Annotated in this window: 16 protein-coding genes; 10 read left to right on the top strand and 6 right to left on the bottom strand. The window is 40.5% G+C overall.

All coding sequences use genetic code 11. The features are described from left to right. Window positions 1-90: 90 nt before the first annotated feature. The 6 genes from ACSQ8O_RS33450 (at window position 91) to ACSQ8O_RS33425 (ending at window position 4427) form a co-directional block, all read left to right on the top strand. Window positions 91-642 carry a hypothetical protein gene (locus ACSQ8O_RS33450; RefSeq protein ID WP_436245216.1) on the top strand — a complete coding sequence of 184 codons (552 nt, stop codon included), beginning with the start codon at window positions 91-93 and terminating at the stop codon, window positions 640-642. A gap of 71 nt (window positions 643-713) precedes the next feature. Continuing rightward, a complete protein-coding gene (locus ACSQ8O_RS33445; protein ID WP_436245215.1) occupies window positions 714-1895 on the top strand; it encodes an ankyrin repeat domain-containing protein in 1182 nt (393 codons plus the stop codon). A gap of 574 nt (window positions 1896-2469) precedes the next feature. Then, window positions 2470-2940 (top strand): NUDIX domain-containing protein, encoded by a 471-nt coding sequence (locus tag ACSQ8O_RS33440; RefSeq protein WP_436245214.1) that lies wholly within the window; start codon window positions 2470-2472, stop codon window positions 2938-2940. A gap of 68 nt (window positions 2941-3008) precedes the next feature. Further along, the gene (locus ACSQ8O_RS33435) at window positions 3009-3407 is read left to right on the top strand and encodes a hypothetical protein (protein ID WP_436245213.1); all 399 of its coding nucleotides are present in this window, start codon (window positions 3009-3011) and stop codon (window positions 3405-3407) included. Between the two features lie 215 nt (window positions 3408-3622). Further along, a complete protein-coding gene (locus ACSQ8O_RS33430; protein ID WP_436245212.1) occupies window positions 3623-3853 on the top strand; it encodes a hypothetical protein in 231 nt (76 codons plus the stop codon). A 256-nt stretch (window positions 3854-4109) separates the two neighbouring features. Continuing rightward, window positions 4110-4427, top strand: coding sequence for a hypothetical protein (locus ACSQ8O_RS33425; protein WP_436245211.1), 318 nt, complete (start codon window positions 4110-4112; stop codon window positions 4425-4427). 230 nt (window positions 4428-4657) lie between these two features. Here ACSQ8O_RS33425 and ACSQ8O_RS33420 read toward each other — a convergent pair whose 3' ends face one another. Further along, the gene (locus ACSQ8O_RS33420; protein WP_436245419.1) at window positions 4658-5569 is read right to left on the bottom strand and encodes a helix-turn-helix transcriptional regulator; all 912 of its coding nucleotides are present in this window, start codon (window positions 5567-5569) and stop codon (window positions 4658-4660) included. A 98-nt stretch (window positions 5570-5667) separates the two neighbouring features. Between ACSQ8O_RS33420 and ACSQ8O_RS33415 the strand changes: the two genes are divergently transcribed. The 4 genes from ACSQ8O_RS33415 to ACSQ8O_RS33400 all read left to right on the top strand — a co-directional run bounded on the left by ACSQ8O_RS33415 (window position 5668) and on the right by ACSQ8O_RS33400 (window position 9572). Then, a complete protein-coding gene (locus tag ACSQ8O_RS33415) occupies window positions 5668-6612 on the top strand; it encodes an alpha/beta fold hydrolase (RefSeq protein ID WP_436245210.1) in 945 nt (314 codons plus the stop codon). A gap of 1239 nt (window positions 6613-7851) precedes the next feature. Continuing rightward, window positions 7852-8490, top strand: coding sequence for a cell wall hydrolase (locus tag ACSQ8O_RS33410; protein WP_436245209.1), 639 nt, complete (start codon window positions 7852-7854; stop codon window positions 8488-8490). Window positions 8491-8589: 99 nt separating this feature from the next. Next, window positions 8590-8817 carry a hypothetical protein gene (locus tag ACSQ8O_RS33405; protein WP_028554780.1) on the top strand — a complete coding sequence of 76 codons (228 nt, stop codon included), beginning with the start codon at window positions 8590-8592 and terminating at the stop codon, window positions 8815-8817. Between the two features lie 227 nt (window positions 8818-9044). After that, a complete protein-coding gene (locus ACSQ8O_RS33400; protein WP_436245418.1) occupies window positions 9045-9572 on the top strand; it encodes an RDD family protein in 528 nt (175 codons plus the stop codon). 699 nt (window positions 9573-10271) lie between these two features. Here ACSQ8O_RS33400 and ACSQ8O_RS33395 read toward each other — a convergent pair. From ACSQ8O_RS33395 to ACSQ8O_RS33375, 5 genes are all read right to left on the bottom strand, one after another. Beyond that, complete coding sequence (locus ACSQ8O_RS33395; RefSeq protein ID WP_436245208.1) at window positions 10272-10919, bottom strand: FMN-dependent NADH-azoreductase; 648 nt, start codon at window positions 10917-10919, stop codon at window positions 10272-10274. Window positions 10920-11127: 208 nt separating this feature from the next. After that, a complete protein-coding gene (locus ACSQ8O_RS33390; protein WP_436245207.1) occupies window positions 11128-11829 on the bottom strand; it encodes a Crp/Fnr family transcriptional regulator in 702 nt (233 codons plus the stop codon). Window positions 11830-11889: 60 nt separating this feature from the next. Continuing rightward, window positions 11890-12708, bottom strand: a complete 819-nt coding sequence (locus tag ACSQ8O_RS33385; RefSeq protein ID WP_436245206.1) for a peroxiredoxin-like family protein — start codon at window positions 12706-12708, stop codon at window positions 11890-11892. Between the two features lie 192 nt (window positions 12709-12900). After that, complete coding sequence (locus ACSQ8O_RS33380) at window positions 12901-13119, bottom strand: hypothetical protein (RefSeq protein ID WP_436245205.1); 219 nt, start codon at window positions 13117-13119, stop codon at window positions 12901-12903. Between the two features lie 125 nt (window positions 13120-13244). Continuing rightward, window positions 13245-13412: an NAD-dependent epimerase/dehydratase family protein gene (locus tag ACSQ8O_RS33375; protein WP_436245204.1), complete on the bottom strand. Its 168-nt coding sequence runs from the start codon at window positions 13410-13412 to the stop codon at window positions 13245-13247. Window positions 13413-13620 lie beyond the last annotated feature (208 nt).

Genomic DNA, 13620 nt, shown 5'->3' with positions numbered 1-13620 from the left:
GTCATTAATCCATAATTATTAAGGAGTTGAGATTTTTAAAAAATTTATTCTTGGATTAGTTGTAGGAACGTTTTATCCATCTCTACGGCGGTGTTTGCTTCAGAATCGGTTCAAACATATTTGTTTCCAGCATTTTTCAATATCAATGGTAAAAATGCCCATGCCCCTATTGACGACAAAGAGTATGCGGTACTTAATTATCAAGGGCACGCTTACGTTCCTGTCCGTTTTATTTCCGAACAGCTTTGGGCTTTTGTAGATTACACAGATCAAGGTACATACAAGGAAATTACCATCAATCATTTTCCTTCAAATGTCCCTATACTTAAAGATAATAAATATGCCAATATTAACTTTGGTTTGCTCGATTTATACCTAGATGGCGGATATACGGGCATTCTAGGATTATTAGCTTTAGATCATGACAAGAATTCGATAACCGAACATGACATTGAGTTTAAATTACATTTTTATGACGTGAACGATAAGCTGATTGGGACGGCATCAAGCACGTCCAAACCTGGTGGTTCTGACCAAAAGCAGACCATTAGCACGGGCGAAATTAAGTATGTTTCGGCTGGGGAAGTCGGGGATTTCTCTAAATATACAAAAGTTAATTTTGAAGTCACAGCCTACAAATAACCATTTTAAAAAAGTCCTAAACTTATCGAACAGCATACGAAAACACGCGCTCGGATTGGGAGAGATGAATCATGAAAAAATTTTTTCTTGGTTTAATTTGCGGAGTATCTTTAGCAGCAACGACCGCCGTCTATGCTTCAGACACGATACAAGCTTACTTATTTTCAGTGAGATACGAATTTAATGGTCAAACTAAAGATTTAGATAGCGAGTATACAACATTAAATTATAATGGGCATGCCTACGTACCTATTAGATTTTTGGCTGAAAATACAGGGGCAAATGTTGAGTATGTTGATGCAACAAAAACTATTTATGTTGTTAATGGGAAGATGGATATAAAAGATTCGAATATAAAGACAGTCACGATAGGAAACTTGATTCTTACTTACGATGCAACTTCAGATCTTACCAACATAAGCGGAAAGTTAGATTTACTTTCAACGGAATCACTGCATATTCAAGGTGAGGTGCTGTTTTATGATCAGCAGAACAAACTCATTAGCCGTATAGCTATTAATAATTACTACCAATCTGGAATTAATACTTTTACTGATCAAAAGAAAGGCAATATCACGGCTTACGCTTCTGTCAAATTATTGATAAGCAGTATGCGGTTTTCACTACAAGATGTACTTGCTGACCTGAAAATGGCAGCAATAAATAATGATGACGTTAAAATAGATCAAATTTTATCAACAGTACAATCAGAGAAATTAAATGATTTATTTATTGAATTCATGGAAAATTCTAACAATAACTCGAGAGAAATTAATTTCTCAATCCTCGATCGTTTATTAAAACAACCCGTTAATCTCAACTTACAGGATCAAGTAACAGGATATACACCACTCATCTATGCAGCTGAACGGGCAACTAATTTAATAGGTCCACTAGTCCTTGCTGGAGCAGATGTAAATATTAAGTCAAAAAATAGAACAACTGCTTTAATTCAACTTGCAAACAAAAATTCCCCCCAATTGGTTCAGTTACTGTTAGATCGCGGCGCAGACGTCAATGTAAGAAATGACTCTGGCTATACAGCGTTACTTGCAGCACTACGACCAATGTATGGAAATTATAAAGAAGAGACAGTTTCAACGATTAAAAGCATACTTGCAGCAAAAGCTATTGTTGATGTGAAAGATAATGAAGGAAACACGCCACTGCAGATAATTCAGAATGTACCTGCTTTCTTTGCTCCCCTAGGGCAAGAAATAAAAGATCTACTAATGAAATATGGCGCGAAATGAATTGATTTTTGAATAAATTGAGGAGTGGAGACTATGAAGAAATTGTGAAACCAAAGAAGTATCATTTAGCAATGATGATCCTGTAATTAATTATAATAATAAAGTTTATATACCCTTACGTTTGTTCTCTGAGACATTAAATGCGAAGGTAATATAAACAGCACCCTCAGATTGGAAAAATATAAATAAAAACTTTATGAGTTTCACGCTTCGGGAAATTAGTCTTTGGATCGCTCGAAGCATTTCGAATTAAGCTAACGGGTAACGTTAGTTCAATCACAAAACGACAGCAGTATGTAATCGGCTGCAGTTGTCAGATGGCAGAATAATTTAAGTCTTGACGCATTAAAAAATAATGGTTACGATTACCATAATGTTAGTGAAATGGGGTATTTAAATGTATAATTTGATTTTTAAACAACCTCATCATCATGAAAGGCGTTAACACATTCCTAAAGATTTGGGATGGGTTAACGCTCTTCGCGCTTCCCATCCTGCGATATACAACGCGCAGGACCCATGGGTTCTGCGCTTTTTTTTGTTTCAGCACATAAGAAAATGGAGGGTTAAAGAAATGGCAATCATGACAGATGCAAAAGGAAATATTTTCTTGGAATTCTTAGAAATAGCAGAGAGTCAACTAGATGTTATCGAACTCGATTCACCACTAACACATGCATTAATTGTAGTGGAGTGCCAGGGGAAGTATCTGTTCATGCATAATAAATGGAGGAACAGTTGGGAATTGCCCGGGGGTATTATCGAAGAAGGAGAATCTGCTAAGCAATGTGTAATTAGGGAATTATTTGAGGAAACCAATCAAAAAATAGATGAAGTTGACTTCAAAGGGTTGATGAAATTTAGACTTAAACCAAGTTTTCATGGTCCTGAAAGGACAGAGTTCGGTGCATTGTTTTCAGGTAAACTATGCCAACTTGATGATTTTGTTGAGAATGATGAAGCTAGGGCAATTATTCTGTGGGACGGTACATCGAATATAGGACAGATTGAAGAGATAGATAAGAAATTGATTGAGTTCACCTAAATTATCATTATGTTAAGGTCAAACACGTTTTTTATTTACGTACCACGTAAATTAAGGAGGAGAGATTTTTGTACATTAGATATCATGGTAATTATACTAGTCCTAAGACTAAACAACCTTATGGCATTTTTGTTGTTATTTATCACTTATATCGTGACGATAAGCTTTCGGAAAGCGATAGAAAGCTTTACCTAGACACAAAAGAATGGTTCGAACAGAATCTACCCAATCCGCACTTCTACAATGATAACAATTCAGTAAATGCAGTAACATGGTTTAAGGATGGAAATAATGCACCTAATATGATAACCCAATTGGAGCCTTTCTTTAATATTGCCGAGAAGTATAACATCGAGATAATTAAATCCATCTCTAAAGATCTTCCAGGCATACTTATTTACGAAGACGAGTACCAGATAGGAATTGTCCCTCGCTGCGCTAACGAAGAACATATAGCTCAATCATGACACGACGGCAGTTGGTAATACGATCGGTTGCCTTTTCTATTGAAGTAACGGGCAGTGTAGTGAAATAGCATGCGTGTAAGAAAGTTATAAAATGGAAACTTTCCCCTTCGTCTTATTTCTAGGACTAAATGTTGGGAGGCGTTTTTGTGTTAATCATTAGTTTATTTGATTGGACTAACGCAGAATCCTAACGATGAAAGGGAGGGTAATAGGGGATGGCAAAGAGAAGAGTTTCATACTTTTTCTTTTTTATAATCGGAATGGCTCTGATTCTTATTGGAGTATTACCATCTGTCTCTGCTTATCCATACAGCGATGGACCCAATTCAGGACCATCAAACACATGGGAACTAGCTCTAATGATTTCTTACGAGGGATGGATATGGTTCTTGATTATTGGGCTTGCCTTATTAATTTTTTCACTTCTCAAAATAAGAAGGCAATAACAGAAGCATCTGTTTAATGATTAAATACATCATTGCACTAACGAGAGAACGAGAGCACAATATTGAAGAAGGCGTTTATTAGGAAACAACAACGATGCAAAACGATTTCATAATCTAATGTATGGTGGTGGCAAATCTGCGAATTTGGGTATATGTTATTTTTTTAACTATCTGTGTGCTTGGAATTACAACGACTACTGAAGCAACAAGTTATCCTTCTGATAGAGTGTTGTGGAACGACAACATATAAGACACTTTGAAAGAAATAATTCCCATGGATAGAATTGGGCAACAAATCGGCGAAGTAATACGCAACGTTAATCCAATGCCGAAAAAAAACGGAGATTCTAATACTATTCCTGTTGGAACAAAATTATTTGAGATAAAAGGGATTAGTACGAAAGAAGCGATTGCTGTTCAAAGAGGTGGAGAATATAACAATGCGTTAAATCATGGGGAATTTAAAAGTGATGAAACTTCTTTAACAATGTGGTATTTAAAATTTCTACTTACGTTTTTTGTTATTCTAGGTTTGGTTTTTTTTATGTTTCGTTGGTTTCGTAAAAGTAAATAAAAGTGAAGTTCTATACACCACTCCATTGTTAGTAGTGGTCCTATCTTTATAAACTGATGTCTTACGTTCAAATTGTACTTTGTGTTTAAATACATTACGGTGAACCGTATCATAAGTAACGGCGAAAAGTGTTGAGTTGAATGTTGAAGCTTCGATGCTAAATCTATGAAGAAGCGCGTAAAGACCCAACTCATGTGGAATCGGTCATATAGGCCGAGACGAGACCTTGATCAGGAATAGTTCTCCATCATTTGAGATAAATAATTTCGAAAGTCTTCAACGTAGGTTTTGGGCTCTACAACTTTTAGATGAGTGCCGAAGCTTGCTAAAAGTTGAAATCCCATATAATTTTGAGGGACATATATGGTTGCTAATAAAAGTCCAGAACCATGGTCTTCAATACTTTTTCGACCATACCTTTCGATGATTTGATCTTTTATGCTAGGCGATATCCATGCCTTAATCGTGACGAATTGCGGTAGATAACTTGCTTCGTGTCCTTGCTCAGACCAATCGTCTCTAGGATGAAACGCGCGTTCATCCATAGTAATATGATCGATCCGGGATAACTTGAATGTTCGAGATCCCTGTCGATGTAAACAGAATCCTTTCAAGTACCAACTCGATTCGCTAAAATGCAGCTCATAGGGCTCAACCATTCTATCCGTTACAGCCCCGTCTTTATCTGTATAATTAAACGAAACCAGCCTTTTCTTTGTTATGGATTCTTGACATGTCTTTACGGTTTCAAGAATTTCGGACCGACCTTCCCAATCATAAAACGACAGTTGAATGGAACGATTAAGAGACAATGGACTAACCATTGCCTCTATTTTTTTTATCGTTCTTTCAACTTCTTCGGTAAGGAGGATTTGTTCCAATCCACCCAGCGCAGTTAATATATTCTGTAAATCGGAGCTGCTTAATAGGCGTTTATCCACCTTGTATTCATCCATTATGCCGAAGCCGCCTTTGACCCCAATGACAGAGTAGATCGGGATGTTACATAAGCTCAATGTTTCCATATCGCGAAGGATCGTTCTTTTGGAGACATTGAATAGTTGTGAGAATTCCGTTGCAGCAACAACCTCTTTTTTCAGCAATATCATGATAATCGAAATGAGTCTCTCCACTTTGTCTATAATTGCCCTCTTTTTTACATGATTTCAGAACGGTGACAATAAGATGTCACCTTTTATCCATTATACTACATGTATCACAAGAAGGAGGTTTTAATTCAATGTTTAATTCAACCAATTTTCCTAAACCCACCCTTATTTCAGTCAACGGTGTGGAACTCGAAGTGTTTGAAGCAGGCCGAGAGAACGCAGGAAAACCTATTGTACTCTGCCACGGCTGGCCAGAGCATGCCTTTTCTTGGCGCCATCAGATCGGCGCACTTGCTGCAGCGGGCTACCATGTCATCGTCCCCAACCAGCGGGGTTACGGCAACTCATCCCGTCCGACCGAAGTAACAGACTATGACATTGAACACTTGTCGGGTGATCTCGTCGCCCTTCTCGATCACTACGGATACGAAGACGCTACCTTTGTCGGTCATGACTGGGGTGCATTCGTCGTTTGGGGACTGACCTTGTTGCATCCAAACCGCGTCAATAAAGTGATAAATCTGAGCTTGCCTTACCAAGAGCGCGGAGAAAAACCCTGGATCGAGTTCATGGAAGAAATACTTGGCGGCGATTTCTATTTCGTCCACTTCAATCGACAGCCAGGCGTCGCGGACGCCGTATTCGAAGACAATACGTACAGGTTCCTTCGTAACCTGTACCGGAAGAACGAGCCTCTCAAAGCACCTGAGCCAGGTATGGCGTTGATCAATCTCGCCAACGCGGAAACACCGCTCGGTGAGCCCGTAATGAGCGATAGCGAGCTGGCAGTTTACGTCTCCGCTTTTGAAACATCAGGGTTCACGGGCAGCATAAATTGGTACAGGAACCTTGAACGCAACTGGCACTTATTGGCGAAGGTGAACCCAATCATCCAGCAGCCGACCCTCATGATCTACGGCGATCGGGATATGGTTGCGAAGTCTGAAAACCTGACAAAGTTCGTGCCCAATGTGGAAGTAGTCAATCTGGATTGCGGTCATTGGATCCAGGAAGAAAAGCCGGAGGAATCAAATCAAGCGATTTTGAGATGGCTGGAACAGCAGAATTCCATCTAGTCCCAAGAGCGTTTCAAGGTTGAGCCTGCCCTACGGCTTGACCGGAGGGGGAAATGAGACGCGGCCACCGTATTTGAGGTAACTGATTGGGAACCGCTACACCGGTTGGGCTAGGACGTGTCTTCTAAAGGTGTGGCGGTCGTGAGCCATGCGGGCGGCGTTCGATGTGGTCAGCGCGTGTTGAGGGAGGGCAAGGGGGCATGATCAGGCTCATGGGTCTGATCTCCGAGTACTTCGTTGCTTTGACGGACGCTGCCGCTTTGATAGACGTGGACTCGATCCCGCCGCACGCGGTGCACGGCGGTGGGATTGAGCCGATCGTTCAGTCTACCTTGGGACCCTTGAGGAGCTGCTGACCGGCAGGACGTTCGACGAAATGTACTTGTGTAATAACATTCCTGACAATCTGCCGACTGACACAGTGCAAGCCGCGATGATACTGAATAGAGTCGCTTAGCAAGCAAAACTTAGAAGGACAATAAGGGCACCCTAAGAGGGTGCTTCTTGATTTCGCGCTATCAAAAATACATAGAAAAAACAACAAATGATTTCGCCTTAGAGATGATACGCTGAACCGTACCATAGATGACAAGTCAAGTCAGGTGAGGTCATTACGCTAACGAGGAACTTTAGTTGAATAGTAAAGTGACATTCTAACACTATATTTTCTAAAGACAATAATTATCTTTTATACGCGCGTTAGATAGTTTCCTGCAACTACTTACGAATGGATGTAATTTGATATGGCACGTACCAAAACAGTTACGAGTGACAATAATTTATGCTTGGCAGGAAATTGTGAAAAGCCTATCAAAGCAAAGGGATTATGCGCTACACATCATCAGAGACAGTTTAGAACAGGCTCCATAGAGTTAAAATCACAAATGAAGCAGAAGCAGTTTCTTCAACGTGTAAGTAGAGCGTCTGGATGCAATGTACTGAGTGTTAGGCTAGGTTTGTGCCAAGAGCATTTAATTGAGTTTCAATTATAAGTTTTGATGTTACTACATTAAAACTTCATTACTCTAAAGGGTAACGATAGTGAAGAAGCTAGCTCCTTTTTGTGATTGCGACCCTTAATTGGTGTTTCTCCCGAAGTTTATAGGGACAGCTTGGTGCTGTTCCCCATTTTTTGAGAGTGTTAGGCGACATCTTGAGTCGGATCAACACCCCTAAATTTGTAATGCTGCATTCGTTGCCATATGCGGCGCGTAAAAGGAAGAGGAGGTTATCTTGAACATGAAGAAGAAACTACAAGCTCTTATCTGTGTCTGTTCCCTTGGTGTAATGGGTATAGCCGCACCAGTCGTTGCTCAATCGTTAGGACAAGGCACACAAAGTGACCAAGTACTGGATTTGCAAGAACGATTAAGCGCACTCGGTTACTTTAAAACAGGAATTACCGGTTATTACGGTAACCAGACTAAGAATGCTGTAAAGAAATTTCAAGCAGGCTATGGCTTGTCAGTTGATGGTGAAGCCGATTCCTTAACTTTGTCTAAACTAAAAAATACGATTTCACCCAAACAGTCGGTGCTGGACGAATTGGCGCGAATAATTCATTCCGAAGCCCGAGGGGAGTCCTTTTTAGGACAAGTTGCCGTGGGAGCTGTCGTTCTTAATCGAGTCCAGTCCGAAAAATTTCCTGATTCCATCACTGAGGTTATTCATCAACCAGGTCAATTTTCAGCCGTTGATGATGGTCAGTTTAACCTTAAACCAAATTTGTCTGCCTATCGCGCGGCAAAATCCGCTTTGAATGGTTTGGACCCAACAACTGGAGCCCTTTATTTTTACAATCCTGATATTGCCCAGGCATCTTGGAGCAAAAAAAGACCCGCCAAGATTACCATTGGTAATCACATATTTACCCTTTAAGAGTAGATGTAATGACAAAAGTCGCGTAAATCGCGACTTTTTTGTTGTTAATGACATTAAATGTTAGAACTCAAACGAATCTGACTTAGGAGTGTAGTTATGGAGAGTGAAATTGAATTGGCTGTGGAGAAAATTGAGCAATTGAATACGAGAAGTCAAAAAGCAATGATGGAGTTAATCCGAAAAAGCTTGAAAATGAACGATGACGAGTTCAATAAAGAACTACTGTTAGCCTACGCTCATCAAAACCCGGTTCATATTTTGGAAATCACTATCGCTCTAAAATATGAAGAGATTATTAAAGCTTTACCGGAGCAGTACGTTTAGATTTAAAGCTCCGTAAACCAGGCAAGCCGGCTGCTGTTGTGAGATGGAACAATAACGTCGGTTCAGACTAATCATTGAGCTAACGCAGAACTATAGCTCCACGACAACAGGCTACCGACATTTCGGTAGCCTGTTCAACTCTATCGGGCAGAATAGTTGAATAAAAACCCGAATAAACAAATAGTGATACGTTCCTTATTTTGTTAAGGAGGGGTTGAGTTGTGCATATGCATGGAAAGTTAAGAAGTGTATCTTTAGGCACCCGCATTATCGCCTTTTTATGGGATTATGTTATCATTACGGGCTACATCATTATACTAATCGGTGTATCTTTTCTTATTCGGCCATTGTTGACTCCATTGTTTACGTCAAATCCTTTGTCGGCCGAGGTCACTGGGTTTCTATTCATTACACTGCCTGTATATCTTTATTTTGCCGTATGTGAGGGATCGAAATCACACGCGACATGGGGGAAAAGAAAAGTGGGGGTTATGGTGACTGGAATTAACGGTCAATCAATCGGACTAGGTTCTTCACTTTCTCGTTCTGCCCTTAAATTCGTCCCTTGGGAACTAGCGCATTTCACCATTTGGCACATGGTAATTCCTTCTGATTACCCGGAATCATTAGTTTATTCATTATTGGCAGTGGTCTACGTTCTGGCACTGATCTATTTGATAAGTCCATTATGGAGCAAAAATAAACAAACTGTATATGACCTTATTGCAGGGACCGTTATAAGATACAAGAATTAAGGATTCATCGATCTCATGCTAAGAATCAATTACGCTAACGGAAAACGATAGTTAAACATTTGAAGGGCTGCCACGCATATGTTTGGAGGTTTTTTGTTTGGATTAATTGTCAAGCGGTTGGTGATAATAACAAGAAAAAAAGTGAATAAATGGAGTCGCATGTATGCAGTTTTTAAATAGCGATGTTGTTAAAATATTATTATTCTTTTTGCTTGTTAGAGGCGGCGAAATATTGGGGAGGAGATTGTTCCCAATAAAGCGTTATTATCCATTCATGGTTTGGCTAACTATGTATATAGTTGCGATGTCATTTTTTTTTATAATGCCAAGTGTTAATGAATGGTTGACGTTGATAATTATGTTTATCGTAGCCACAGCGATAAACCTACTTTTTCCATTTAAGACCTTAAAGGAAAAGGACTGAGGACAATTGTTGTTTAACTAACGAAAACTTATAGCGCAGGAGCTGCATTGAAGCAGCTCTTTTTTTGATTCCATTAAAGTAACGGGCAGTTTAGCACAATAACTAGAGACAAACCTAGTCAATGAGCAATTATGCGGAATTAAAACCATTAGTCCCTAATAACTATTTTCCGGATTTCATCTAATGCTGTAGAGGAAGCGATCATTTCCTTTCGGAAACATCGCTTTATTTTATCTTCGACTATAGCGATGGTCGCAAATGAGCTTTAGGCACGGTTAGACAGTTACTATCTTTGCCAGATGCGCTGCCGCTTCTTGGGCCTCATTTTTTGCTTTATCCAACACGTCTGCTTTGTCAAGCTTGCTTGTACCTTGAGCTCGGATAATTCGGTAATCTTCAATGCCGAGGAAGTTGAACATAGATTTGAGATACTTATGTGAGAATTCGTTATCTGTGTACCAATCGTTATTCGTGTAGATAGCGCCACTTCCTTGAATCACGAGTAGACTACGTCCGTCAGTTAGTAAACCTACTCCGCCATTTTCCGTATATTTGAAGGTTTCGCGGGCGATCATGATGTTATCCATGTAATCCTTTAGCCGGGAGGGGATATTGAAGTTGTGAAGCGGCATGATGATCACGTATTTTTTCGCGCTCTTGAATTGCTGCAAAATTTCGTTCATTTTGCTGGTAACGCGTTTCTCATCGTCCGTCAACTCTCCACCCGATTCAAATTTCCCCCAAGCGCTCAGAACGGTGCTGTTTATTTCTGGAATTTCTTCGCCATAAAGATCAATTTGCTCAATCAATTCGTTCGGATTCATCTTGCGGTAGTTCTCAATAAAATATTTGCCGACTTCAAGACTAACTGAATCAGGGGAATCAACATTGGCATGCGCATTTATAACAAGTAATTTTTCCATTTTTCCACTCCTAAATTTGTTTTAAATGGCGATTGGCTTTTTAGCGCAAATACAGAACAGTCCTATTTCCCCTGCATTGGAGAGGGTTGAACATGACCCCCTGGTGCAGCGGGGGGATGGGAAGCATTAGAGATGATTGTCACAGAATAATGTAAGCAGTTCCAGGCTAGTTTCAGCTGAAACTAACTCTATAGGGATCTGAAGCATATCAATGTATAGAGTTTCGAGGAATATTTTCTTCAAGTATTGTAACAGCAAGTTGAACAGACAGGCGTGATAGCTTAACGACACCCTCCTTGGCAAGCTCGCTCATCACGCCACTGACCGCTTCGCGGCTAGCACCGATCATATTGGCAATCTCTTGATGCGAAAGAGGAAGATCGATCAATGCATATCCGTCTTGAATGACGCCGAATTTGGCACTCAGTGTGGAAAGGAGATGGAGCACGCGTTTTCTAAGACCATGAAGCGCAAGTTGTTCCAATTGGTTCTCCCGCTCCTTTAACCGGTCACTGAGTGCTTTAAGAAATTTGAGCGCGAGCTGAGGCCGATTGATCATCAGCCGTTCGAACTGAGGCTCGGACATGGTGCAAAGAAGCGTCGATTCCATCGTTTCAATATAAACCCTCCTGGTTCCGAACGAGAATGAATTTAACTCTCCGAATATATTTCCTCTTGTGAGAATGCCAAGCGTGAACTGTTTTCCGCTATCGTTCAGGTTATAGAGTCTAAGCCTGCCCTCCTTGATGAAATAGAGTCCCTCGCGCGTGGACTCCGGGGTTTGGACCAATGTGTTTTTTGTGATCCAATTGAAATGATGGAAGGTATCTAGCTGATCGATCTCTCTCATCTCTTCTAGCGACATTTCTTCAAAAATACTTATTTGCGATAAATACCAAAGCTTGTTCATCGGATATATCAGTCCTCCAAAATAATGTTGGCAAAGTCATTGGCGTTCGTTGCAATAACATTATTGCAACGAAGGGACTTTTTTTAAGGCTTCGGACGGTTCTATCCGCGTTCTATGGTTTAAATCCGAAGTACCGGCTATGACGGTTCCTTTTTTATCGATAATATATGTGGCTGTGACAGGAAGCTCAAATGTGTCACCGTTATATTGATGTAGCTCAATACCAGATCTTTTCTGGATGGCTTGCATAAAGTAAGGTAGCTTGTATTTAAGATTGTAGTTTTCCGCAGTTTTGTTGTTCGCATCGCTAAGGACGAAGAAGCTCAGTTCATGTTTTTCTTTCATGGAAAGCGAATGAGCCGGTGTTTGCGGGCTTATGGCAATCAATTGAGCACCGGCAGCTTTAATCTCATTCATGATGCGCTCATAGGCCTTCAATTGCAAATTGCAGTAAGGACACCATTCACCGCGATAGAACACGATAATGACGGGGCCCTTGGCTAGTTCTTCAGATAATGTGACGGGTTTGCCCGTAGCATCTTCCAGGGTAAAATCGGGAGCCTTATCTCCGATATTCAGTCCTTTGCCTGCACCTTGATCTCGAAGATCCTGAATCAATCTGGCAAATGTCGCAGAGGCATCTGGCGACATATTACGGTTTTGAGCATGGAGTGCATCAAATTCTTCTTTTAAGCTTCTTTCCCATTTAGAAACACTGTCCTGGACCATAAGCGAAATCGATTTTTGAATTGGCGGAAATTTAAATCCTAAAGATGCTGCTATGGAATTCAATATCTTCCAAGTATAAGGAAACATGGCGTAGGGGGATAAAGTTTGTTCTTCATGTCGGCCTACATGAAACAGCGGGGTCGTATTCAAGCAGTCCCCTATCTCATAACAGAGTTCTTGGATGCTTAAGTAACCGCTATTCGCAGCATTGATTGGTCCGACAAAATCGGATTTGGCACCGATAGAATTAAGAAATTCGGACGCGTCCCACGCTGTCAAATAAGTAATAGGATACTCGGCTTCCAACAAGCCGATAGATTTATGTTCAGCAACATGCCTCACTTAGTAATCAAAACGGCCTGTATAATCGTCGGTTCCCGATATGACCATGGCTACGCGAACCGCAACGACGGGAAATGTCGCATTCCGGAAGAAATAGGCTTCGGCCTGACCTTTTCCTTCGGCATAATCATATTTCTCAACTTCTAAATCATAGACGTATTGTTCCGGCGTGAAATCATCTTCGGTGATTTCGGTATCTTTACTATTATAAAGTGCCATACTTGAGGTTAATACATACCGCTTAACGCGGTTTCCAAACTATTCCAGCGAAATTTTGGCATCTTGAGGATTAAAGCAGATTTGATCGTAAACGACATCATAGTAACAATTGCCGAACGCTTCCATCATGGCATCCTGATTCGTCCGGTCACCTTTATTCGGGTCACGGCGTCGCCAAAATCATCCGGTGTTTGACCTCTTGTTGCAATGGTCACATCGTGGCCATCCCCGAGTAATAAACGGACTAACCGGCGACCGAAAAACGCTGTTCCTCCTAAAACGAGTATCTTCATCCATATTCTCCTTTCACGTTTGCATTCTTATTTTATTAATCGAGCGAATTATCTCCTGCCATCCATGACAAAATAAAATTGAGTGATAACTCAATGGTACTTGACGGTTTAGTTAACAGATTAACATGCCAACCAAATCGGCATCTGTCATCTACATTACAGAACTCCTGTTTTTTTAGAATTATAATCAAGCTATCATTCGATATTT

The sequence above is a fragment of the Paenibacillus sp. LjRoot56 genome (assembly GCF_964253335.1).
Lineage (GTDB): Bacteria > Bacillota > Bacilli > Paenibacillales > NBRC-103111 > Paenibacillus_E > Paenibacillus_E allorhizoplanae.
This window is presented reverse-complemented; position numbering and strand designations above follow the sequence as displayed.

Coding starts and splice junctions, on each gene's coding strand:
- ACSQ8O_RS33445 (WP_436245215.1), top strand. CDS start 714: ATGAAAAAATTTTTTCTTGGTTTAATTTGCGGAGTATCTTTAGCAGCA.
- ACSQ8O_RS33440 (WP_436245214.1), top strand. CDS start 2,470: ATGGCAATCATGACAGATGCAAAAGGAAATATTTTCTTGGAATTCTTA.
- ACSQ8O_RS33430 (WP_436245212.1), top strand. CDS start 3,623: ATGGCAAAGAGAAGAGTTTCATACTTTTTCTTTTTTATAATCGGAATG.
- ACSQ8O_RS33415 (WP_436245210.1), top strand. CDS start 5,668: ATGTTTAATTCAACCAATTTTCCTAAACCCACCCTTATTTCAGTCAAC.
- ACSQ8O_RS33410 (WP_436245209.1), top strand. CDS start 7,852: ATGAAGAAGAAACTACAAGCTCTTATCTGTGTCTGTTCCCTTGGTGTA.
- ACSQ8O_RS33405 (WP_028554780.1), top strand. CDS start 8,590: ATGGAGAGTGAAATTGAATTGGCTGTGGAGAAAATTGAGCAATTGAAT.
- ACSQ8O_RS33400 (WP_436245418.1), top strand. CDS start 9,045: ATGCATGGAAAGTTAAGAAGTGTATCTTTAGGCACCCGCATTATCGCC.
- ACSQ8O_RS33395 (WP_436245208.1), bottom strand. CDS start 10,919: ATGGAAAAATTACTTGTTATAAATGCGCATGCCAATGTTGATTCCCCT.
- ACSQ8O_RS33390 (WP_436245207.1), bottom strand. CDS start 11,829: ATGAACAAGCTTTGGTATTTATCGCAAATAAGTATTTTTGAAGAAATG.
- ACSQ8O_RS33380 (WP_436245205.1), bottom strand. CDS start 13,119: ATGGCACTTTATAATAGTAAAGATACCGAAATCACCGAAGATGATTTC.
- ACSQ8O_RS33375 (WP_436245204.1), bottom strand. CDS start 13,412: ATGAAGATACTCGTTTTAGGAGGAACAGCGTTTTTCGGTCGCCGGTTA.